Raw genomic sequence first — 20812 nt, forward strand, 5'->3', positions numbered from 1 at the left:
TGCCGACAGTGGTTCTGCAGATACATCAGCTGAAGGATTTCTCGATCGGCTGGCACGAACGCTGTTTCGGGGGAAGGCATGATTGACGCCAGTGTTCTGCTTGTCCTCTTCGGCGTCGCCATCGTATTCCTCCTGTTTATCGTGTATCTGATGCAGCGACGTATCCAGCAGCTGCTGAATGAAGTTGATCGTCTGGGCGGGCGGATGCAAGTAACGACAAGCGAAATTGAAGCCCTGTCTAAAAATGTTGAGGAATTTAAAAAACTTAAAATCTGATATTTTTCGGGAGGCACAAAGTGATGTTCGGACCGGAAGGTCTCTTAGTTCTGTTCGGTGTCGTTATCGTATTCCTGCTCTATCTGGTTTTCATCAACCATCGAACCATCAACAGGCTGCTCGATGATGTGGGCACACTCTCAGGGAAGATGCAGATTACGAGCGATGAACTCGAAGCGCTGTTGCGTAACGTGGATGAGCACAGAAAAAAATCTCTCTGAACGACGGAGGGAGAAAAGGCAGATTAATATGGGATCTGCACAAAGTTTATAGAGCGGGGTCATAGGGTAGCCTGGACCATCCTAGGAGACTGGGGGTCTTCTGACCTGCGTTCGAATCGCAGTGACCCCATTTTTTCTGTTTACCGCTTCGGAGTCCTATGCATGATTTTTTCGGATGAATGTTTTCGATGCCTGATCACTCGTGTGGAGTTCGAATGCCGGCTTGTCTCGCATGATGATGTGCATATTGAATCGACTGTTCGGGCATGCGAAGCCCTTCTCCGCACACTCTGGCAGGAGGAATGCCCTGCACCCGAGACCGCAAGCCGCATACACCGGCTTGCCTGCAGGCTTATCGGATCTGCCGATCCGTACGCCCGGCTGAAACAGGCAAACAACGATGATGCACTCGCAGTACTGAGACTCGTCGCGCCTTCCTTAACCACATTCCGTGATCTGTGCCTCGGGGCCGTCATTGCCAATACGCTTGATTACGGCTCCCGGGCGCATCATGTAACAGATGATCTGGCGGGTTTTTTCGCCCGGGAATTCGCGTCGGGATTCACGATCGATCATACGCCCCGCATCGAACGTCATGCCGCACGTGTCGTGTATCTCGCGGATAATTGCGGGGAGATTGTCTTTGACAGGCCGGTTGTGAACTATCTGAAGGATCAGGGTGCCCATGTCACATTTGTGGTGCGGGGCGGCCCAATCCTCAATGACGCCACCCTCGACGATGCCTTCCGACTTGGATTTGACACCCTCGCAGACCTGCTCACCGTGAATGCCCGGGGCGGAGTGTCCGAACTGGGTGTCAACCCGGCCCTGTTCCCTGCCGATCTGGCAGAGGCGCTCGATCGGGCGACAATAATCATATCCAAGGGAATGGCGAATTACGAATCGCTCATTACCATAAAAGATCTGCCGCCCGTTGCATACCTGATGTCCGTAAAGTGCGATCCGATTGCACGCTCAGTCGGTGCACCCACCGGCTCGAAGATTGCGATGCTCGCCGAATAGACTCTTCCCGACCGATAAGGGTATTAAAAGGGGTATTTTCCGGTTTTTTTACGGAAATGCTCGATGGCACGACGTACGAAAATGTTTTCGGAGTCAATTTCGTACGCTTTCTTGAGCGTTTCGGCGGACTTGTCCTCAAGATTCATATGCAGAAGCCGCTTTGACATTTCGAGGAGAATGTCGATATTGCCCGGATCCATCCTGTTACCGCGTATCAGGAGTTTCATGGCATCCTCGTCGTTTTTCTCGAGTGTCGAGAGGAAATACCAGAGCGCGGGCTGGTTGGGTTTCAGCCGCATCGCTTTCTTGAGTGATTCCGTTGCCTCGGTAGTGCGATGCACATTGAGAAGGGCAATCCCGTACCCGAGCCAGAGTTCGCCGTCGTATTCAAAAATGTCCTTTGCCTTCTCAAACGTCTCCAACGCTTCTTCGTTCTTTCCCATACGCAGAAGCGCGACGCCCGCACGCATCCATGCACGGAAATTATCCGGTTCCTGCGCGATTGCCTTCTGGTAGAAGTAGTGCGCCTCGGGATAGCTGCCGGTGGCGAGGAGCACATCACCTTTGCCGATCAGGAAATCGGGATGGTTGGGTATTGCTTTCAGGGCGTTTTCAAAAAAGGTCATCGCCTCTTCATATTCCCTGATCCCGAGGAGCGTCACTCCTTCGTTATACCATCCCAATGCATATCGTTTGTTTTTGGGAATTTCTCTCATGGATATCTCAGTTTTCTGGGGTTTTTACTGACTGCTACGATTAGTGTTACAGTTATAATGACTTCTTAATATCATTTGCGATGCGCGCTGTTCCCGGGCGATGGTTCGGGGCTGTATGGCTCCACCTGCGTGATGACCGGATTTCGCGATTGATGAAGAACATCATATATATTTCGATCCCCTACACCCTTATCATGGTGCTTGAGGGCATCGCCATAGGATGGGTGCTCATCGTCGCCGGGTTCTGCATGCTGCTCATTGAAGCGTACAATCCCGGTTTTTTTATTGCTGTTCCCGGGACCGTGCTCATTATCCTCGGAACATTCTCGCTCCTGATTCCTGATATATTTTCATCCGTCTGGATTGTCGTCATCGGGGTGACGGTAGCGACGTGCACAGCCGGCATTACCGTCTGGTTTTACGGGAGGCTGACACCCGACGAGTCGCCGGTCACTGTCAGCAGGGATTCTCTTCTGGGAAAGGAGGGGACGGTGATTAAGGATGTCGGCGCCGATTCAATCGCAGGAAAAGTTGTTATCGGGGGCATCGAGTGGAGTGCCCGGACACAGGAAGGTGTCATTTCATCCGGAGCACGCGTAAAAGTCGTGCAGTCGGAGGGGGTGCATGTGGTTGTGGAGGAGGTTCGGTAAGCATGGCGTTGATCGATACGTTCATCACGGCGTTTCTCGTGCTGGTAATCGTTATTCTTTTTGCGCGTGGAGTCGTCATCGTCCAGCCGTACCAGCAGGGATTGCAGATACGTCTGGGGAAGTATGTCGGAAGAATGAACCCGGGATTCCGGTGGGTCATCCCGCTGATCACGGAGGTGATCAAGATGGACCTGCGTACAACGGTGATGGACGTCCCTTCGCAGGAGGTCATCACGAAGGACAACTCCCCCACCAACGTGGATGCGATCGTCTATGTCCGGGTCATTGATCCTGAAAAGGCGTTTTTTGAAGTATCCGACTACCGCATGGCTACCGTCGCTCTCGCCCAGACAAGCCTCCGGGGGATTATCGGTGACATGGAGCTTGACGAGATACTCTATAACCGTGAACTGATCAACAACAAACTCCGGGACATTCTTGATCGCGAGACAGACCAGTGGGGAGTGAAGGTGGAAAGGGTCGAGATCAAGGAAGTCGATCCGATCGGCGCTGTGAAGCAGGCAATGACAGAACAGACAGCCGCAGAACGTGAACGTCGTGCTGCGATTCTTCGTGCCGACGGAGAAAAGCGTGCCGCGATTCTTAAAGCCGAGGGGATGCGCCGGAGTATGATTCTTGAAGCGGAGGGTGACCGGCAGAGTAAAATTCTCCGGGCGGAAGGCGAACGACAGTCACGCATCCTCCGGGCACAGGGTGAGGCGCAGGGTCTCCGGATTATTTCTCTTGGTGCCCGGCCGCTGGATAAGCGGGCAATTACCGTGCTCTCGCTTGATGCGCTCAAACAGATGGCGGACGGCCAGGCTACGAAGATCATCTTCCCCTTCGAGCTGTCGAGCCTGATAAAACAGGGTGCGAAATTCCTCGGTGCAACGGAAGACCTTCAGGACGAAGAGGGATTCGGTTCGGATGTCGAGATCGACGAGAGCCTGCTGGGCGATATCCCGGTCAGGAGCGAGGTTGAAAGGGTGAGCCGGGAAGTGAAGACCATTGAGATGGGTATTTCCGATGAGGTGAATAAAACAGCTGCGGAGATCCTTCATGAAAAGGGAGACGATTCCCCGGAGTCGTAATTTTATTAAAAAAAGCGAGTCTGAGCCCCGCCAGTGACATAAATTACAGGTGGAGCAGGTATGGGAGGGCGACAAGCGCAATCATCATGATGAGCATGAGCCAGCTGATCAGGGCAACGAAGTATTTTGCGAGATGTCCGAGCCGCCGCCTTTCGAAGATTCGGGTAATTCCTTCCTGCATGATGTACCCGCCGTCCAGCGGGATCATCGGGATGGCGTTGAAAATACCGACGTTGATGTTGATCCAGGCAGACCAGAACAGGATATGGGCAAGATCCCAGAAGAGGGGAAACGGCGTCGTATAGTATTCCGTTTCGACACTGTCGAAGGCAAGTGTGCGGAAGTATTTACCTTCAAGAGAGGTGTCGAACGGGATGGATATCATCCGCAGGATTCCGAGAGGCGATGCAAGGCTGTCGAACGCCTGTTTTGCGAAATCCGCATCAAAATAGTAGATGCCCATAAAACCGGTTTTCTTTTCGTCGAGCTCCTCCGGCCATCCCGAGAGAGTAACATTGAATGGCTCGACGGTCGATTCATGGCGCACGAGGAGATGCACGGTATCTCCGGGGGCGGTCATGTCCAGAAACCCGCCCACTTCCTTCCGTGTGGAAACCTGGCTGCCATTTATTTCAAGGATAATGGAATTTTGTGGGATTCCGGCAATATCCGCCGGATAATCCTGATATACTCCATGAATGACAGGTGCGGCTGTCGGCACAAGCATTCCTGCAAGGAGAAGCATGAAGCCGAAGCAGACAAACCCGAGGAGAAGGTTGTTGGTTATCCCCGCCCCGAACATCCTGACACGCGGCCATCCGCGCAGCTGTTCAAGCTCCTCCTCGTCCGGTTCGACGAAAAATCCGATAGGGATGACTGCGACCAGCGCACCGATGCTTCTGACGGTGATACCCTCCACCCTGCAGAGAATCCCGTGGCCGAATTCGTGAATGGCGATCGTGAGCAGAAATGCAAACCATACTGCAAACGTCGAGGGAACGAATTCGTTGATTCCGGGCAGGAGGAGAATGTTCTGGGGTTCGTATATTCCGGTCGGCTCGGGCTGGATGATGAGCGTGAACCTGACCGACAGGATGAGCAGCAGGGATATGAGGACCGAGATGAGCACGACGCAGATGACCCCGATGGTGCTGTAGATGCGAAGGATATCTGTATAACGGCGAAAATAATCGAAAAATCCGACCCTGGCACTTTTAAGGGCAAGGATCGGCCCGTAGAACGCCACCCGATCTTTCCAGATCCCGCTTCGCCTGATAAATTCAAAAAGAAGGAGGTAAACGGCAACAATGAGAAGCAGAACAAGGAGCCAGTTCATTACTACTATGATGCGGGGTGAATAGATAAATCCTCATGCCGGCAACTCCGGGATAGTGGTTATTCGCCGGAATAATCCGCAAGCGTCGACTGGGTGAGTGTTCCCATGATAGTCGCGACGGTCTTCCAGCTTGTGCGTGCGCACCGGGGCGGCTCCGTATGTCCGGCAATATACTCCGTGAGGTACGTGATGGTGGCAGGATCCGAAGGATACCCGCTTCCGATCGGACCGAATTCATCGCGCAGGAGTTCCATTTCACGATCCCGCGTTACTTTCGCGACAATACTCGCCGCACCCACCACCGCGTGCCGGTCATCCGCGTGATGTTGTGCGATGATGCGGCAGGGTGACGGGAGAAAAGACACGACCGAGTCGCCGTACCTGCGGGCGTTTACATCGCACGCATCGACGATGGCGCATGATGGTGCAAGTCTGCCGATAACGCCCGCATGGGCGCGTGCAAGGATCTCGTTCAGGCCTGCCCGCTTCCTGAGCGTGTCGATATCTGGTGCGGAGAGACTGGTGACTGCGACAGGAAACGAGGCCGTTATCTCTTCAAACAGCACTTCGCGCCGGGCAGGTGTGAGTTTTTTGGAATCGCGGATGCCCAGTTTGCCCAAATCCGACTGATTTCGGCATCCCACCGCCGCTATTACCATCGGGCCGAGAACAGCTCCTTTTCCGGCTTCATCGACTCCGCATATCACATGTACCCGTACGATTCACAAGTTATATCAATGGCGATGATGGAAACCAGAATGCACATGTATATCATCATCGTGGGTCTGGGTGGCATCGGACGGAATCTGGCTGCAATAGCCGCAGCCCACGGCGACAGCGTGGTTGTCATCGATCAGGACGAAAACCGCTGCAGTGAACTTCTCGAGCACTACGACGTACTCGCCATCACCGGCAATGCAACAGACAAGTCCGTGCTCGAAGATGCGGGTATCGACCGGGCCCATGCACTCGTTGCCACCACGAGTGATGATGCGGTCAACCTGATGACCTGCTGGCTTTCAAAACGGTTTAAAGTCCAGAACGTCGTTTCCATCGTCAACGGAAAGGAGCATTCCGATCTCTTTAAGGAAGTCGGTGTGAAGATCAGTGAAAACCCTGACGAACTGGTCGCAAACCGCCTGTACTACTGGTCGGAAAATCCGAATATGCAGCAACTCGCCTCGATTCCGGGCGGCACTATCTTTGAAATCGTTGCAGAAGAGGGTGCGCCGATTGTGGATCACGAAATCCGCGAACTGGACGTGAAAGATTATGTTTTTATCGCCATCCGCCGTGCAGGCGGCGATCTGATTATTCCGAGCGGCACGGTACGGATCCGGCCGCATGACATCATCACCGTATTTACGAAAAAAGATGCTGAAGCCGAGTGCCTGCGGGTTCTCACCCGGCAGCTGAAGAAATCACCCGACTAATTTTTGCAGCTCGCGGAGCTCGAGAACGAGCCTCGGATTTTTCCTGATGAGTTCTCTGATGAGAGTGAGTGTGGAAAACTCCTCAAGGTCGATGTTGCGTATCGAAGAGAGAAGATCGTTGAGTTTATTATCGTCAAGAGTGATGAAAAATTCCTTGACGCCATGATTCCGTTTAATTGCCTTTCCCATGCGGGATTCGCGCCACAGGGTGTCATATTTCGCGAGGGCGGTGCTGCTCGTGTCATTCCGGGCGATGCATTCGGCGGCTACTTCGGCGGCAAGTTTTCCCGTCACCATGGCGTTGTAAATCCCACCGCCCGTAATCGGATCACTCACCCGGGCGGCGTCTCCGACGAACATCAGGCCGTCGGCGACCGTACTGGCGAGAGGGCGGCAGACGGGGACTCCGCCGACGATCAGTTCCGTTACCTTGCCCTCCGGGAAATGTTCGGCTACAAACCGGTCAAGGTAATCGCGTGCACGGTGGCCGTCTCCGCTTTTCCTGCCTGATATTCCGATACCCACGTTTGCCGTTCGTTCGCCTTTCGGGAAGATCCAGACATACCCTTCCGGTGCAATGGTGCATCCGAGGTAAAAGACCGTTTTATGCGGATCGATATCGATACCGGAAAGGACATACTGCGCACAGGTTTCAAGCTCCCGCAGGGGCACGGTGGTATCGATGCCGCACCAGCGACCGAATTTCGATTCGACACCATCTGCTGCGATTACAACGCGGGCACGGACGTCCCGCGTAACCCCTTTGTATTCTATCCTCGCTCCTGCAATAGTTGCGTTATCAATTATTGCGTCGACAGCGCGGGCTTTGACAAAGACGTCCGCTCCTGCCTCCGAGGCCTGCCAGACCAGTTCACGGTCGAAGATCTTGCGGTCAAGAATGTACCCTACTTCGTTGCCCGCCATTTCGGGTTTGAGGTCCAGCGTTTTGCCGTCCGGTGCGACAATTCGTGCTCCGTCGATCTTCGATGAGATCCATTTCGGGTCGGGCTCCATGAATTCCCTGAGGAGCTCCTCGCCAATACCCTCGGCGCACCTGACCGGTGTTCCGATAGCGGGCCTTTTCTCTATCATGCATACGGAAAGTCCTGCCTCGGCAGCTGTTCTGGCAGCAATGGCGCCGGCCGGTCCGCCACCGATTACCAGCACGTCATACTGATTTTTCATGAGTCACCTCCAGAGCGCCAAGCGGGCATACGCGTTCGCAGATCCCGCATTCAATACAGCGGTCATCCACGGTCAGGTACGCATCAATCAGCTCCAGAGCTCCTTCCGGGCATACTGACACGCATGCACCGCAATATCCACAAATCTCTCTTCGAATGTGCAGCATTGGAAACATGTTGCACGCATACGTCCAAGAACCTTTCTTCCCGGATTGCGTTTGAGGAATGGTGAGAAGGGATGTCCTGCCTGTATATTTGAGCGTTTGACAATTGTACCGGTTCGAAGGATGCCGGGGCGCATATGTCCGGGGGGCGAATGAAAAACGCCCCGCCCGGCGTCACGCTGAAAACAAGGATTAATACCTTAATACAATTTAAATTAAGTTGGAATTCGATGGTAGTAAAGGGCGGCCCCACACAGGACGAAATCATGGCGATTTCGCTCTTTAAACTCGGCCTGAGAGAAGGAGACATTGTCGCGGATATCGGCTGCGGAACGGGAAGGGTGTCACGTGAACTCGCAAAAACCGCAGGCAGGGTTATCGCGATCGACCGACGCCCGGAAGCAGCTGCCTGCACCCGTGAATATGCCGCGGAAGCGGAGGTGGGAAATCTGGATGTCTATCTCGGGGAAGCGGTTGACATCCTTCCCTTGCAGGGGCCGCTGGACTGTGCCTTTGTTGGTGGTTCAGGCAACCTGGAGACTGTTCTCGATATCCTGGCAGCGCAGGTTCGTCGAACAATCGTCGTCAATGCGGTCCTTCTGGATACGGTTTTCCGAGCCGCATGTGCGATGCAGACTCTCGGGATATTTTACGAGGTTGTGCATGTGCAGGTCTCCCGGTCATATTCACTTGCCGGCGGCATTGCGCTCAAGCCAATCAATCCGGTTTATATCATTGTCGGACGGGTGAATGACGCATGCTGATCGGTATCGGTATCGGTCCCGGTGACCCAGAGCTGCTGACTATGCGGGCAGTACGCCTTATCCGGGAAGCCGACATCGTCTTTGTGCCCGGAGAGGTTGCGAAAACGATCATCGCCCCGTACCGGACCGATGCCAAGATCCTCTCCTTTCCCATGACGGAAGACGAAGACGAAATCCGCAGGTGCATGATCGCGAACGCCGGTATGATCGCGCCGGTCGCGCAAAAAGGCCTTGCAGTTTTCTGTATTCTCGGGGATCCGAATTTTTTCGGTACATTTCCGCGCCTGTGCGAGATGATCTCGGAGCGCTACCCCGATATCTCGTTTTCTTCCGTTCCCGGGATCAGCGCGATCACCGCGTTTGCATCGGTGGCAGGCGAGGCCGTCTCCGGTGGTTTTTCGGTGAGTGACGGGTCACCGGACAGGGCGAGGGTGCTCCTGAAGGTGCGGAAACCAAAAGCAGCAGCGGATGCGTTGCGAAAAGAGGGTTTTTCCCGGTTTGTGCTGGTAGAACGGATGTATATGACAGGAGAACACGTGTACCGGGACGATGATCTCCCGGCCGAGAGCAGCTATTTCAGTATTCTCTATGCGAGGCGGTAATTATGGGACACGTATATTTTGTAGGAGCAGGGCCGGGAGATCCCGACCTGATAACGGTCAGGGGCATGGATCTTCTTACATCCGCCGATCTGCTGGTGTATGCCGGATCGCTTGTCAATCCTGAGCTTGTCGCACGCTCGAATGCCAGTAAGAAAGCAGACAGCTGGGGAATGGCGCTTCCTGATATCGTGGACCTGATGGTGTCTGCGGCCACAGCCGGAAAGCGGGTAGTACGCCTCCATTCCGGCGATCCGTCCCTGTACGGTGCAATTATCGAACAGATTGCGGCACTTGAGGCGCGGGGGGTGGGGGTCACCGTCGTTCCCGGCGTTTCGAGTATGTTCGGAGCTGCGGCCGCTCTCCAGACACAACTGACACTGCGGGGTGTTTCAGATTCGGTCATCATCACGCGGCCTGCCGGGAACACGCTTGAACACGACCAGATCAGGGAGCTCTCGCGTCACGGGACGACGATGGTGGTATTCCTCGGAACAGAGCACATCGAATCGATTCTCTCCAGGATTGAACAACCGCCCGACACCCCTGCCGCGATTGTGTATCATGCCACCTGGCCGGACCAGAAGGTGATCCGCGGCACTATCGCGGACGTGGCGGCGAAAGCCCGGGCTGCCGGAATCGAGAAAACCGCGCTGATAATCATCGGTGGGGTTGTGGACCGAACGGCGTCGTCGTTCACCCGATCGGATCTCTACGGATGACACGTACTTGTGTGATTTCATTGCCGCGGTTTGCCGAAACGGCGTCAATCATCGCCTCGGCAACGGGGGCCGAATATCTGCCCTATGAAGTCGCCGTGTTTGAACGGGCTTTTTCGGGGTACTCGCGGATCATTGCACTGATGTCGTCGGGAATAGCTGTGCGGGGCATTGCGCCACTGCTCCGGGATAAATGGACGGATCCGCCGGTAGTTCTCGTAAGCCCCGATATGCGGTATGCCGTTCCGCTCGTCGGCGGGCATCACGGCGCAAACGATCTTGCCCGGGAGCTCGCCACCCTCGGAATTGAGCCGGTGATCACGACCGCAACCGAGACGGCGGGCCGCCCCTCGGTTGAAGGAATTGCCCGGTCCAACGGGTGCGATGTTGTGAACCGCGCCGCGACCCGGCCGGTCAATGCCGCACTACTTGACGGTGATGTCCCGTTCCACCGGATACGCGGGCCTGCAATGGTGATTGCCGAACCGGAGGTCGCGGTGCTTGTCCGTGAGGGGACATACGTCGTCGGCATCGGATGCCGCCGGGGCGCTGCCGCACACGAGGTCGAAGAGGCGGTACGGGAGGTCCTCGCCCTCGCCCGTATCGGGACGGAGGATGTGCTGGTGTACGCCACGACCGAAAAGAAGAAGGGTGAAGTGGGGCTTGTTGATGCCGTCCGGCAGCTCGGGGGAGTACTGGTATACGTGGATGACGACACCATCAACAGTCAGCGCGGAACAGGTCCGTCGCGTGCACCGCTGATAGGGTTGAAGGGCGTCGCCGAACCGGCGGCCCTTGCCGTTTCGCGTCATGGAGATATTGTGCTCGGAAAAACAGTCAGGAGAGGAGTGACAGTTGCAATCACACGGTAATTCACAGGGAAAACTGTATATCGTCGGCACGGGGCCCGGAAGTCCCGACATGCTGACCGGACGTGCCGTCGAAGCGATCCGCACCGCCGAGTACATCATCGGCAACACGTTTTATCTCACACTCATCGGGCCTTTTATCGCCGGAAAACAGGTCATACCAAGTCCGATGGGAGGAGAGGTTGAGCGGGCGAAGCAGTGCATCGACCTTGCCCGCCGCCATACGGTCGCCATGGTGAGCGGCGGAGATCCCGGGGTATATGGGATGGCAAGCATCGTCCTTGAGGTGCTTGATCGCTCGGGCGAGACGATCGATGTTGAGGTGGTTCCTGGTGTCACGGCTGCGACGGCATGCGCCGCCCGCATCGGTTCACCGCTTTCGGGCGACCATATCACTATCTCTCTGTCGAATCTTCTCACACCGCTCGAAGTGATTGAAAAAAGACTTGATCTCGCGTTCCGGATGGGCGTTCCCGTTGTGCTATACAACCCCCGGAGCCGGGGCAGACCCGACAACCTGAAAAAAGCACTCGGGATTGCACTCCGGCACTGTGATCCGGAGACACCGGTGGGTATTATCAGGAATGCATATCGGCCGGGCGAAATAACGGTATATTCGACCATAGAATCACTTATAAACGACGATTCTGCGGTGGACATGCATACGCTTGTTATCGTCGGGGGCGAGGAGTCCCGGTTCATGAAGGAGGGTGACAATGTCAGAGGAATCATCACGCCGAGAGGCTATGACAGAAAATATGTATACTGATCTCGGGGCGGACACTCCCGAGGGATATACCATTGCACGGAGCAGCAGGACGCTTGCCCGGCAGATCGTCGGCAACCGGAGAGTCGAGGATCGCATTCGCCAGCGATGCGCGATAGCCGTCGGAGATTTCGTCATGGCCGATCTCATGTGTTTTGTAGGTGATCCGGTTCATGCCGGGCTTGCCGCTCTCGAAGCCCATGCGCCGGTCATTACCGATATCCGGATGGTGCAGACGGGAGTGCTGAAAAAAGGGCACGAAAGCGAGGTGCTCTGCGCTCTTGATTACGGCGCGGATATTGCTCGTGATCGGGGAATTACCCGCAGTTCTGCAGGTTTTTATGCAGTACAGAATCGTATCCCCGGTTCTGTTGTGGTGATTGGTAATGCCCCTTCCGCCCTGCTGACCGTCTGCGATCTCGTGGATTGTGGAATACGGCCCGCCCTTGTCATCGGGACGCCGGTCGGATTTGTCAATGCCGCCGAGTCAAAGACCCGACTCAGACATACGGAATCCCCCTCCATCTCAAACCGCGGCACACGCGGAGGTACTCCGGTGGCTGTGGCATGCCTGAACGAACTGATCACCATGCACTGGGAGCGGAATTCCCGGTCGTAGCCGGCAGGGGGGAGATGTGATTATGCGGGCACAAGCTGGGCTTCGGGATCCGGTGACGGGTTTTGTCTACCCGGATCGCTGGGTCGCGGCATGCAGCCCGGAGAACCGGGAGGATGTTGCGGCGGGTCGTGCTGTCCTGACCGCCACCGGCGCTGTCCTGCGCAGGGGCTATACAACCGGCACAACTGCTGCGGCGGCATGCAAGGCATCCGTTCTCTCTCTTTCCGGGTCGGTGGAGCATGTTACCGTCCTTCTTCCCTGCGCTCTGCGCGCCACCCTGCCCGTCCGTGCGGCTAATGGCGAGGCGGCGGCCGTCAAGGATCCCGGTGATTATCCCGGCGATGTAACGGGAGGCCTCGAATTTATTGCACATGCGGCACCCCGCGGCACCGGCCCTTCACTGATCGCAGGAGAGGGCATAGGCCGTTTTATTCGTGAAACACCCCGGTACGGCCGGGGGGATCCTGCAATCAGCGCCCCGGCGTATGCCGCCATCCTCGGGGCAATCGAAGAGGCGATGCGGGACGCGGCGCTCACCGGTGTCCAGGTCACACTCACCGTCCCCCGCGGTGCGGAGACGGCACGTTCAACATTGAACCCCCATATGGGTGTGGCCGGGGGTATCTCCGTGCTGGGTTCGACCGGTTTCGTGGAGCCCTGGGACGATCACCTCGCAGACTCCGCCCTCGCCCGTGTAGCGGCTGCCGACCGGATTGTACTCACTACCGGGCGTCTCGGCCTGCGGTACTCCCGCCTCCTGTTTCCGGATCATGAGGTCGTGCTGGTGGGTGCCCGGATCGCCGATGCGATTGCCGCTGCAAAGAACCGGCCGGTCATTCTCTGCGGTCTGCCGGGACTCATCCTCCGTCACATCACCCCCGAGATTTGTGAAGGGACGGGGTATGCAACTGTGGAGGAATTTTCCACCGATCCGGCATTTTCCTCGATTATCAGGGAAATACTCCGGGAGTACCGGATCCGGGCGCCGAATGTCCGGGTAGTGCTCGTGGACAGGGCAGGGCGGCGTATGGAGGAGATCCCGTGAAGATCATCGGTGTCGGGTGCGGCCCCGGAATGATGACCGAGGAGGCTATCAGGGCACTTTCGGATGCCCGCCATATATTTGGTTCACGCCGGGCGATTGATCTCGCGGCGGCCCATATTCCGCCCGGCTGCGAGGTTCGTGAGATTACCGCATACAATGTACTCCGCTCGCTCCCTGATGATGCGTTCGTGCTTTCGACGGGCGATCCCATGCTTGCCGGGCTCGGATACCTCGGCGGGGAAATTATTCCCGGCATTTCCTCAATGCAGGTCGCCTTCGCCCGCCTTGGGATCCCTCTTGCCCGTGCGGCGGTGGTGAATGCACATGGGAAGGATCATGCGGCGGCCATGGACGAGGCCGTTTTTGAACTCGGGCGTGGAAAAATAATCTTTTGCATCGCCGATCCGCGGTTCGACATCGCAGAACTGGGCGCCAGAATCCAGGGGGCAGGGATTGCCGTCCGCATTGCCGTCTGTGAGCGCCTCGGGTATCCTGATGAACGGATTACTACCGGAACACCAGCTGAACCCCCCGGTGCGGACGATGAACTCTTCGCTCTTGTAATCGGAGATTTCTAACTCTATTCCGGCGGGAGCACGACACAGGGAATGGTTTTCCCGCTCTCGTCCCCGTATGCACGAATTCTCTGCAACACATGTTCGACCATCCCTCCCGATGTAAGGATCAGGGAATGCCCGCCGACGAGTGCCCTGAGAATGCACTTGTCGATGACGCCGTAGGTGAAATCAAGCGTTATCTGCTCTTCTTCAACGACTTGTTTCGCCTTTGTGCCCATTGCACCAACGAATCCTATCCCGGGTTTTCTGACAGACTGCCGGATCGCAATGCGGGGGGAAATCCCGACATCGCAGACAGAGATGGAACCCTCAATTGCGGAAGAACCAGTGCGCATAAATGTGTTTTCAAGGATGTCCGTCACCTCAAGAATGCCCTTTGGCGACTGGCTGCCGTCCAGCATCCCCCGGTGGGCAAGTTCCCGGAAGAGATCGAGTATCACCGGTGGTTTGAGCCGTGCCTCATGCAGAAGATCGGCTTTATGAAATACCTCGTCCGGCGGCCCGTGGCACAGAATGTCCCCTTCTTTCATAAGAACAACATCGTTTGCCCACCGGTAGGCCAGTTCGACATCATGAGTCGAGATGATGATGGTTTTACCGTCATGGTTGAGTTCATCCAGGAGATCCATAATCTCCTCTGCCGAGGCGGGATCGAGAGAACTTGTCGGTTCGTCGAAGATGAGCACGTCCGGTTCCATGGCGAGAATTCCTGCGATGGCCACGCGTTTCTTCTCGCCACCCGAGAGCTGGTGCGGCGTTCTCTTTTCGAAACCGGAGAGGCCGACAGCCGTTAATGATGCGGTAACAATTCTCCGTATCGCGCCCTGCTCCATCCCGAGGTTCAGCGGACCGAACGCGACATCCTGGTACACCGTCGGTGCAAAGAGCTGCATGTCCGAATTCTGGAAGACAAGGCCCACTTTTTTCCGGATCTCCCGCAATGCGCGGTTCGAGTAGGCGAGAGGAACCCCGTGGAGCCGGACCTCTCCGTGCGCCGGCTTCAGCATTCCGTTGCACATCAGGAGAAGTGTTGTTTTTCCTGCACCATTCGCCCCGACCAGAGCCACTTTACTTCCTTTCGGTACCGCGGATGTGATTCCCCGGAGTGCTTCGGGAAGATTTGTATACGCAAAATGTACATCGTCGAATTCCAGTACTGCGGTCATGGTTTCCTCATCCTATCATGATATCGGTTGTCGAGAGCAGGATCAGCACACAGGCGGTGAGGTATCCGGTGACACAGAGAATCCCTAATATGCTCAGTGCTCTCGTCTGCGAGAGCAGTTCCAGCTTCCCGTCATAGCATCGTGCATCCATTGCCCGGATCAGGTCCTCCCCCTTTGCGAGCGATCTGATGAACAGCATAGCTCCCAGTATGGAGAAAGACTGGAGTGACGTGCTGAAGTGTGCATAACCGTGGCGCATTTCCTGAGCGTTCTTAATGGCGATCGCCTCCCCGATCAGGATGAATATGAACCGGTATATCAGCATGGAGAGATCAACGAATTCCCGGGGGAGGTGCAATGAGCGCATCACAGAAAACATCTCTATCATGGGTGTCGAGAGGGCGATGAAGTAGAGCGAGCACATACCGCCGAGAGTTCGTGCACAGACAACGGACGCGAGATCGATCGCGGCGGTGGTCACCGAAAGAGTGCCACATGGGAGCGTGAATTCCCAGAGGGGGATTCCGCCACCGGTCAGAAAGATCAGGACGATGCCGCTTGTCAGCACGAACCCTGCCGGGATGGCAAGGAGCCGGGCGTAGAAGGCTACGGGAATTTTTGCGAGACCCACCGTAATGAGCGCCATGGTGGCGGCGATAAAAAGCGGAGCTGCGGATGATCCGGAGGAAACGCTGATCAGGATTGCCCCGGCACCCATCACGAGCTTGAGACGGGTGTCTGCATCCCTCAGGCCGTTTGTATGGGCATAATCATCCAGAATATTGTCCATGGGTATGCTCGCCTCTGATCATAATAGGAGACACCAAAAAAGAAAAGAGGTGCTCCTTAAACCGGCGGTCAGGTCAGGCATTCTGGTTTTTACCGCGGTAATAACCGAAGAAATACCCGATGATGATCGCACCTATTGCAGCCTGAAGGCTGAAAAATAGGGATTCGATCTCTCCACTCGGGGGCTCCCAGATCGGTGTAAACCATGGTTCATACCCCGATGCCTCGATAATCTCCGCCGCAGTGCCGTCGGCACCGCCCCATGCCTCCTCGTCTTCACCCAGTGTTGCCTGGATTTGGGCGTTCTGCACGAGAAAGAGTGTCGCGAAGATGATGAGGACAACGGCAACGACCAGTTCCAGTCCGTGCTTCATGCGAGTGCCTCCCTGATCCTGGTGACTGCTGCCTGGCTGAGCACATCCAGCCGCACAAGCAGATCAGGACGAACTGCGATGATATACTTAAATATCAGTGCAATTATCAGGCCTTCGATAATTGCGAGGGGGATCTGGGTGATGGCAAAAACCGTCCCGAATGCGAGAAATGAGGTCATAATGCCGCCTGCTTCGGCAGGGAAGGCAAGGGCGAGCTGGAGTGAGGTGATAATGTACGTGAAGAGGTCGGCGAGGGCGGCGGCGAGAAATACGACAACGAACGTGTTAATTCCCGCCTTCGTACCTGCACGATAGATACCGTACGCAAGCAGCGGACCGGCGATACCCATCGAAAAGACATTGGCGCCAAGGGTGGTAAGTCCCCCGTGAGCAAGGAAGAGCGCCTGGTAGATGAGTACAATCAGTCCGAGGACGGAGGTAATGAACGGACCAAAGATGATCGCTCCGAGACCCGTGCCCGTCGGATGTGAGCAGCTGCCGGTTACCGAGGGCAGTTTGAGCGATGAAAGGACGAAGATGAAAGCCCCTGCAACGGCAAGCAGCGGCAGCGTCTCACGCCGCTCTTCATAAATCCGCCGCAACTCGTACATACCATAGATAAGAAAGGGTGCAGAGATGAGGAACCATATCTGCCACCATGGACTGGGGAGAAAACCTTCCATTATGTGCATAAGACAAACCTGCCTTTAATTCAACCCTATCTGATTTAATTAAATTTTACTTTAATATGTTACACAGTTCCGGTATATAAGTGTAATTTTTTATGTGCCGGGAATAATCCGCCCGGACCGGGATTACGCATGCGAAGAGAATTTAGCATCGGAAAAAAAATACTAGAGCAGAGGGAGTACGGGTAGGCCCGTTTCCACCGGTTTGTTTGTGAGGATGTGATCATGATTCCCAGAATTGTCATCGCCGGAACGCACAGCGGGTGCGGCAAAACATCGATAGCGAGCGGTATCATGGTCGCGCTTATCGCCCGGGGGTACCGTGTGCAGCCGTTTAAGGTCGGGCCGGACTTCATCGATCCCACACACCATACAGCGATTTGCGGCCGTCCTTCACGAAACCTCGATGCCTATATGATGGGCGAAGAGGGCGTGCTGTCCACTTTTCATGCCGCGTGCAGGAATGCCGACATCGCCGTGATCGAGGGCGTGATGGGGATGTTCGACGGGCTTGACGGAACCGATACGGGAAGCACCGCCCATATCGCAAAAATACTCGATGCCCCGGTTCTGCTCGTGGCTGATGTGAATGGTATGTCCCGGAGCGCCCATGCACTTACGTCAGGGTATGCCGGATTCGACACGGCGGTCAGGTTTGCGGGGGTCATCTTCAACCGCATCGGGAGCCCGCGCCACCGTTCACTGATCGCAGAGGAACGGCCGGTGCCGGTCTTCGGATGGGTGCCGGTACAGACGAAGGGGATTGTCGAAAGCAGGCATCTCGGGCTCAGGATGGCCCATGAAACCACATCAATCGCGCATTTTGGATCGGTTATCGAGGAGCACTGCGATCTCGACGGAATCCTTGCAGTCGCCGGAGATGCCCCTCCCCTTCCGGAACTGAAACCGCAGGGGGGCGGCGAACCGGCCGGGAAGGTTCGGATCGGTGTGGCATTGGATGAAGCGTTCTGTTTCTACTACCGGGACAACCTCGATCTTCTCGCACGGGAAGGTGCGGATCTCGTCTTTTTCAGCCCCATACGGGACAAACTCCCCGATGTTGACGGAATCTATCTCGGTGGCGGTTATCCGGAACTCCATGCCGCGGCCCTGAGCCGTGCCCCCTGCCGGGAAGATCTTGCCCGGGCAGCCGGCGAAGGGATGCCGCTATACGCGGAATGCGGCGGCCTTGCCTACCTTTCAACCGGCATTCTCACAGATGCGGGGGAGTATCCGATGGTCGGAGTGCTGCCGGCACGGGCGGTCATGCAGGAGCGGTTTGCTGCTCTCGGGTATGTCGATGCGATGTGTACGGGGGGCACGCCCCTCGTTCCGGCAGGCCTCTGTTTCCGGGGCCACGAATTCCATTATTCACGCCTTGAATGTGATGACGATGCACGGTTTGCCTTCCGCCTGCAGAGAGGACAGGGAATCCGTGCAGGGCGGGACGGAATGTATGAGCACAGTGTGCTTGCAGGGTACACCCATGCGTACTTTACTCCGGAATTCGCGTCCTCGCTGATTGCCGCAGCAGGAGCGTTTATCCGGGAATAACCATTCGGTTCACGTTTTTCAGCCCGGGATGAACTGCCCGGATCGGAGGAAACACGTATCAGCGGTAAGACACAATATACGTTATACATATGATCTCGAAGGCAATTCTTGATGACGACGAAACCTTTTCGCTCCTGCTCCAGTTAACGGATATTGCCGCCGCTGCGCACGAGCGCGGAGACTATGAAAAGCGTGATCAGGCACTTGATGAGATCCGGAAGCTGCGGGAAAACATTACCCGGATAAAGCTCGAAGAGGAATAGGAAGAGCCGGCCCCGGAGCGCTGAATACAAATCCCTTCACGGCATCCCGTACCGGTTTCGGTTATACCATGCCGGCTGATATCTTTTTTCAGAATGAAAAGCTTCCATATTTCCCTCCGCCTCCCGGGACAAGCGTAATTTCCCCGCTTCTGAACGCCGCAATCGCGGCGGCAACTCTCCCGTCAATTCCGGCGATATCTGATACCGGCACGTCGATGAGAATACTGATCTCGTTGCCCAGTTGGTCAATCAGTGCGCAGTACAGCTGCTGGCACTTCCGCGTTTCCGGAGAACCCATGCCAAGACAGGTACGGATGATCTCCCCCAGCGGGATGATGTGGAGGTAGGGCGGACGCCGGGACGGCGCGGTGTCCGAGAGTTCCAGAGCCCTATCCCGCACTCCTTTTTTAATCCTTCCGCCATCCTGCGGGCATCGCCACCCGTTTGATTCCGCAACAGCCGCAGAATACTGTTGAAAGCAGCGGGTGCATGCAGTCCTGTTGTACTTCCCCTCTTCAGGGAAAAATCCGGCATTCATGAGGATATCGCCCCGCCGTATGCTCTCTATGGTTTCACGTGCCCCCGCTTTCCGGATTCGGATACGGTTGAATTCCCTCCCGATTTTAAGCGGGCTGGGGCTGTGTGCGTCGGAATTGGAAAGAAACGGAACATCGCACAGTTCATGAATTCCCGCACCATAGGAGCTGTCGGCACTCAGGCCGAGCTCCAGAAAATCAGGCCGTTCACTCCCGTAGCATGCAGGCATACTGTTGTAATGGGCATATATCCCCGTCCACGGAGTAAATGCATGGGCCGGACCGATGAAGCCGCCCTCCTCGTGTACTGCCCGGGCAATCTCCACGCCGGAGAGGCGTATCTGAGGACGACCGCCGGTCCCGATATTTTTTGAAAAAGGGGATAATCTCGATGCAATATTCTCACAGACGGCGAAGTCTTCGGAGAGGATCAGGTGATGCACCCGTGCAGCGCCTTCTATTTCAGCAGACGGCACTACCGTGATGCCCTGTTCGTTCTCCAGAAAATCCGCCCACCGTTTTTGCCATTCGGGGTGCAGTGCATCACCGGTAGCAATGGTGGTAATGCCCTTGATGGCGCAGGTCTCAAGGATCGCCAACGGTGTCATCCGTGGCGATACCGCCATGGAATAGGGGGAGTGGATGTGCAGATCGGCGTTGGACTCCATATCAGCCGATATAACTCAGTTCTTCGTCATTGCGGCGTTCTTCCATCTGGCGAAGCCGTTCCACGAGTTGCTCCATTTCCCCTGCGCGTTCCTGCAGCGTTGTCGTGTCAACGTCGATCCCGGTCATCCGGCAGAGAACGGTAATCAGGCTGTGGGCACTTTTCGGGTCGACGAGGTATCCCGAGGTCTCGCCCATGAGGCATATCCCCTCGATGCCACGGAATACACCCAGGCCGAGGAGCAATCCCGATGCACCCACGATACCCCCTCCCGGTTCCTCACGGGTGAATATCGCCCCGGCACGTTCGACTTCTTCTTTCAGTCCGGGTGAGTTGACCGCTCCGAGCACACGGGGTTCATCGATGAGGTGGCCCACACCATATCCGCCGAGCGTGTAGATACGTTTCACTCCAAGTTTTTCTGCGATGTTAAGATATTCGTCCGCAAGGAGGTAATGCCCCTCGCCGGACGTGCTTTGATAATCGCCCACGAGGAACAGAATCGGATTGTCGCCCCCGTACCGGTAGAGTTCGTTGCTGACAAGGCGGCTGACACCCTCTCCATCGAGGAGCACCTGGGGAGGAAAGTAGATGGAGTAAATTTCCGCGATTTTTACGGCGCCGAGTTCGTGGATCAGGTGCTCGGCGACAAGTTTTCCTACCTGCCCCACTCCCGGGAGCCCTTCGATAAGAATCGTGCCTTCAATATCTTTTTTTTGTA

25 protein-coding genes and 1 tRNA gene are annotated in these 20812 nt (G+C 56.0%); 16 read left to right on the forward strand and 10 right to left on the reverse strand.

Annotated elements, in window-relative coordinates:
* Positions 1-78: 78 nt before the first annotated feature.
* From APR53_00465 to APR53_00480, 4 genes are all read left to right on the forward strand, one after another.
* Positions 79-276: a hypothetical protein gene (locus APR53_00465; protein ID KQC03839.1), complete on the forward strand. Its 198-nt coding sequence runs from the start codon at positions 79-81 to the stop codon at positions 274-276.
* A gap of 23 nt (positions 277-299) precedes the next feature.
* Complete coding sequence (locus APR53_00470) at positions 300-497, forward strand: hypothetical protein (protein KQC03840.1); 198 nt, start codon at positions 300-302, stop codon at positions 495-497.
* A gap of 55 nt (positions 498-552) precedes the next feature.
* Positions 553-627, forward strand: a tRNA-Pro gene (locus tag APR53_00475).
* Positions 628-659: 32 nt separating this feature from the next.
* Complete coding sequence (locus tag APR53_00480) at positions 660-1520, forward strand: hypothetical protein (GenBank protein ID KQC03841.1); 861 nt, start codon at positions 660-662, stop codon at positions 1518-1520.
* Between the two features lie 23 nt (positions 1521-1543).
* Here APR53_00480 and APR53_00485 read toward each other — a convergent pair whose 3' ends face one another.
* Entirely contained in the window at positions 1544-2236 is a 693-nt protein-coding gene (locus APR53_00485) for a hypothetical protein (GenBank protein KQC03842.1), read from the reverse strand.
* Positions 2237-2430: 194 nt separating this feature from the next.
* Here APR53_00485 and APR53_00490 point away from each other — a divergent pair, with 194 nt between their 5' ends.
* Both APR53_00490 and APR53_00495 read left to right on the forward strand, forming a co-directional pair.
* Positions 2431-2886 (forward strand): Clp protease ClpP, encoded by a 456-nt coding sequence (locus tag APR53_00490; GenBank protein ID KQC03859.1) that lies wholly within the window; start codon positions 2431-2433, stop codon positions 2884-2886.
* A 2-nt stretch (positions 2887-2888) separates the two neighbouring features.
* Positions 2889-3977: a membrane protease subunit, stomatin/prohibitin gene (locus APR53_00495; protein ID KQC03843.1), complete on the forward strand. Its 1089-nt coding sequence runs from the start codon at positions 2889-2891 to the stop codon at positions 3975-3977.
* Positions 3978-4020: 43 nt separating this feature from the next.
* On the opposite strand, the gene APR53_00500 is transcribed toward APR53_00495, so the two are convergent.
* A complete protein-coding gene (locus tag APR53_00500; GenBank protein ID KQC03844.1) occupies positions 4021-5313 on the reverse strand; it encodes a peptidase M50 in 1293 nt (430 codons plus the stop codon).
* 59 nt (positions 5314-5372) lie between these two features.
* A complete protein-coding gene (locus tag APR53_00505) occupies positions 5373-6020 on the reverse strand; it encodes a ribonuclease HII (GenBank protein KQC03845.1) in 648 nt (215 codons plus the stop codon).
* 57 nt (positions 6021-6077) lie between these two features.
* Here APR53_00505 and APR53_00510 point away from each other — a divergent pair, with 57 nt between their 5' ends.
* A complete protein-coding gene (locus APR53_00510; GenBank protein KQC03860.1) occupies positions 6078-6746 on the forward strand; it encodes a potassium transporter TrkA in 669 nt (222 codons plus the stop codon).
* On the opposite strand, the gene APR53_00515 is transcribed toward APR53_00510, so the two are convergent.
* The gene (locus APR53_00515) at positions 6735-7931 is read right to left on the reverse strand and encodes a digeranylgeranylglycerophospholipid reductase (GenBank protein ID KQC03846.1); all 1197 of its coding nucleotides are present in this window, start codon (positions 7929-7931) and stop codon (positions 6735-6737) included. The genes APR53_00510 and APR53_00515 overlap by 12 nt on opposite strands.
* A 393-nt stretch (positions 7932-8324) precedes the next feature.
* Between APR53_00515 and APR53_00520 the strand changes: the two genes are divergently transcribed.
* From APR53_00520 to APR53_00555, 8 genes are read left to right on the forward strand one after another with little or no spacing between them, the layout of a single operon-like run.
* Positions 8325-8858 carry a cobalt-precorrin-6Y C(15)-methyltransferase gene (locus APR53_00520; GenBank protein KQC03861.1) on the forward strand — a complete coding sequence of 178 codons (534 nt, stop codon included), beginning with the start codon at positions 8325-8327 and terminating at the stop codon, positions 8856-8858.
* The gene (locus tag APR53_00525; protein KQC03847.1) at positions 8852-9460 is read left to right on the forward strand and encodes a cobalt-precorrin-2 C(20)-methyltransferase; all 609 of its coding nucleotides are present in this window, start codon (positions 8852-8854) and stop codon (positions 9458-9460) included. The genes APR53_00520 and APR53_00525 overlap by 7 nt, the downstream gene beginning before the upstream one ends.
* Positions 9461-9462: 2 nt before the next feature.
* On the forward strand, positions 9463-10179 hold the full coding sequence (locus APR53_00530) for a cobalt-precorrin-4 C(11)-methyltransferase (protein KQC03848.1): 717 nt from the start codon (positions 9463-9465) through the stop codon (positions 10177-10179).
* A complete protein-coding gene (locus tag APR53_00535; GenBank protein KQC03849.1) occupies positions 10176-11048 on the forward strand; it encodes a cobalamin biosynthesis protein CbiG in 873 nt (290 codons plus the stop codon). Before APR53_00530 ends, APR53_00535 begins: the two co-directional genes overlap by 4 nt.
* Entirely contained in the window at positions 11032-11814 is a 783-nt protein-coding gene (cbiH, locus tag APR53_00540) for a cobalt-precorrin-3B C(17)-methyltransferase (protein ID KQC03850.1), read from the forward strand. Before APR53_00535 ends, cbiH begins: the two co-directional genes overlap by 17 nt.
* A complete protein-coding gene (locus APR53_00545; protein KQC03851.1) occupies positions 11762-12430 on the forward strand; it encodes a precorrin-8X methylmutase in 669 nt (222 codons plus the stop codon). The genes cbiH and APR53_00545 overlap by 53 nt, the downstream gene beginning before the upstream one ends.
* Before the next feature lie 22 nt (positions 12431-12452).
* Positions 12453-13475: a cobalt-precorrin-6A synthase gene (locus tag APR53_00550; protein KQC03852.1), complete on the forward strand. Its 1023-nt coding sequence runs from the start codon at positions 12453-12455 to the stop codon at positions 13473-13475.
* Entirely contained in the window at positions 13472-14053 is a 582-nt protein-coding gene (locus tag APR53_00555) for a cobalt-precorrin-6Y C(5)-methyltransferase (protein KQC03853.1), read from the forward strand. Before APR53_00550 ends, APR53_00555 begins: the two co-directional genes overlap by 4 nt.
* Positions 14054-14055: 2 nt before the next feature.
* Here APR53_00555 and APR53_00560 read toward each other — a convergent pair whose 3' ends face one another.
* The 4 genes from APR53_00560 to APR53_00575 form a co-directional block, all read right to left on the reverse strand.
* A complete protein-coding gene (locus APR53_00560; GenBank protein ID KQC03854.1) occupies positions 14056-15219 on the reverse strand; it encodes an ABC transporter ATP-binding protein in 1164 nt (387 codons plus the stop codon).
* A 7-nt stretch (positions 15220-15226) separates the two neighbouring features.
* Positions 15227-16009, reverse strand: coding sequence for a cobalt ABC transporter permease (locus tag APR53_00565; protein ID KQC03855.1), 783 nt, complete (start codon positions 16007-16009; stop codon positions 15227-15229).
* 73 nt (positions 16010-16082) lie between these two features.
* A complete protein-coding gene (locus APR53_00570; GenBank protein KQC03856.1) occupies positions 16083-16382 on the reverse strand; it encodes a cobalamin biosynthesis protein CbiN in 300 nt (99 codons plus the stop codon).
* Positions 16379-17074: a cobalamin biosynthesis protein CbiM gene (locus APR53_00575; GenBank protein KQC03857.1), complete on the reverse strand. Its 696-nt coding sequence runs from the start codon at positions 17072-17074 to the stop codon at positions 16379-16381. Before APR53_00575 ends, APR53_00570 begins: the two co-directional genes overlap by 4 nt.
* Before the next feature lie 222 nt (positions 17075-17296).
* Here APR53_00575 and APR53_00580 point away from each other — a divergent pair, with 222 nt between their 5' ends.
* Positions 17297-18625: a cobyrinic acid a,c-diamide synthase gene (locus APR53_00580; protein ID KQC03862.1), complete on the forward strand. Its 1329-nt coding sequence runs from the start codon at positions 17297-17299 to the stop codon at positions 18623-18625.
* A 351-nt stretch (positions 18626-18976) separates the two neighbouring features.
* Here APR53_00580 and APR53_00585 read toward each other — a convergent pair whose 3' ends face one another.
* Together APR53_00585 and APR53_00590 are read right to left on the reverse strand one after the other, a co-directional pair.
* Positions 18977-20092, reverse strand: coding sequence for a histidinol phosphatase (locus tag APR53_00585; GenBank protein ID KQC03858.1), 1116 nt, complete (start codon positions 20090-20092; stop codon positions 18977-18979).
* A 1-nt stretch (position 20093) separates the two neighbouring features.
* Entirely contained in the window at positions 20094-20798 is a 705-nt protein-coding gene (locus tag APR53_00590) for a proteasome assembly chaperone family protein (GenBank protein KQC03863.1), read from the reverse strand.
* Positions 20799-20812: the final 14 nt, after the last annotated feature.

This window comes from Methanoculleus sp. SDB (assembly GCA_001412355.1).
Classification (GTDB): domain Archaea; phylum Halobacteriota; class Methanomicrobia; order Methanomicrobiales; family Methanomicrobiaceae; genus LKUD01.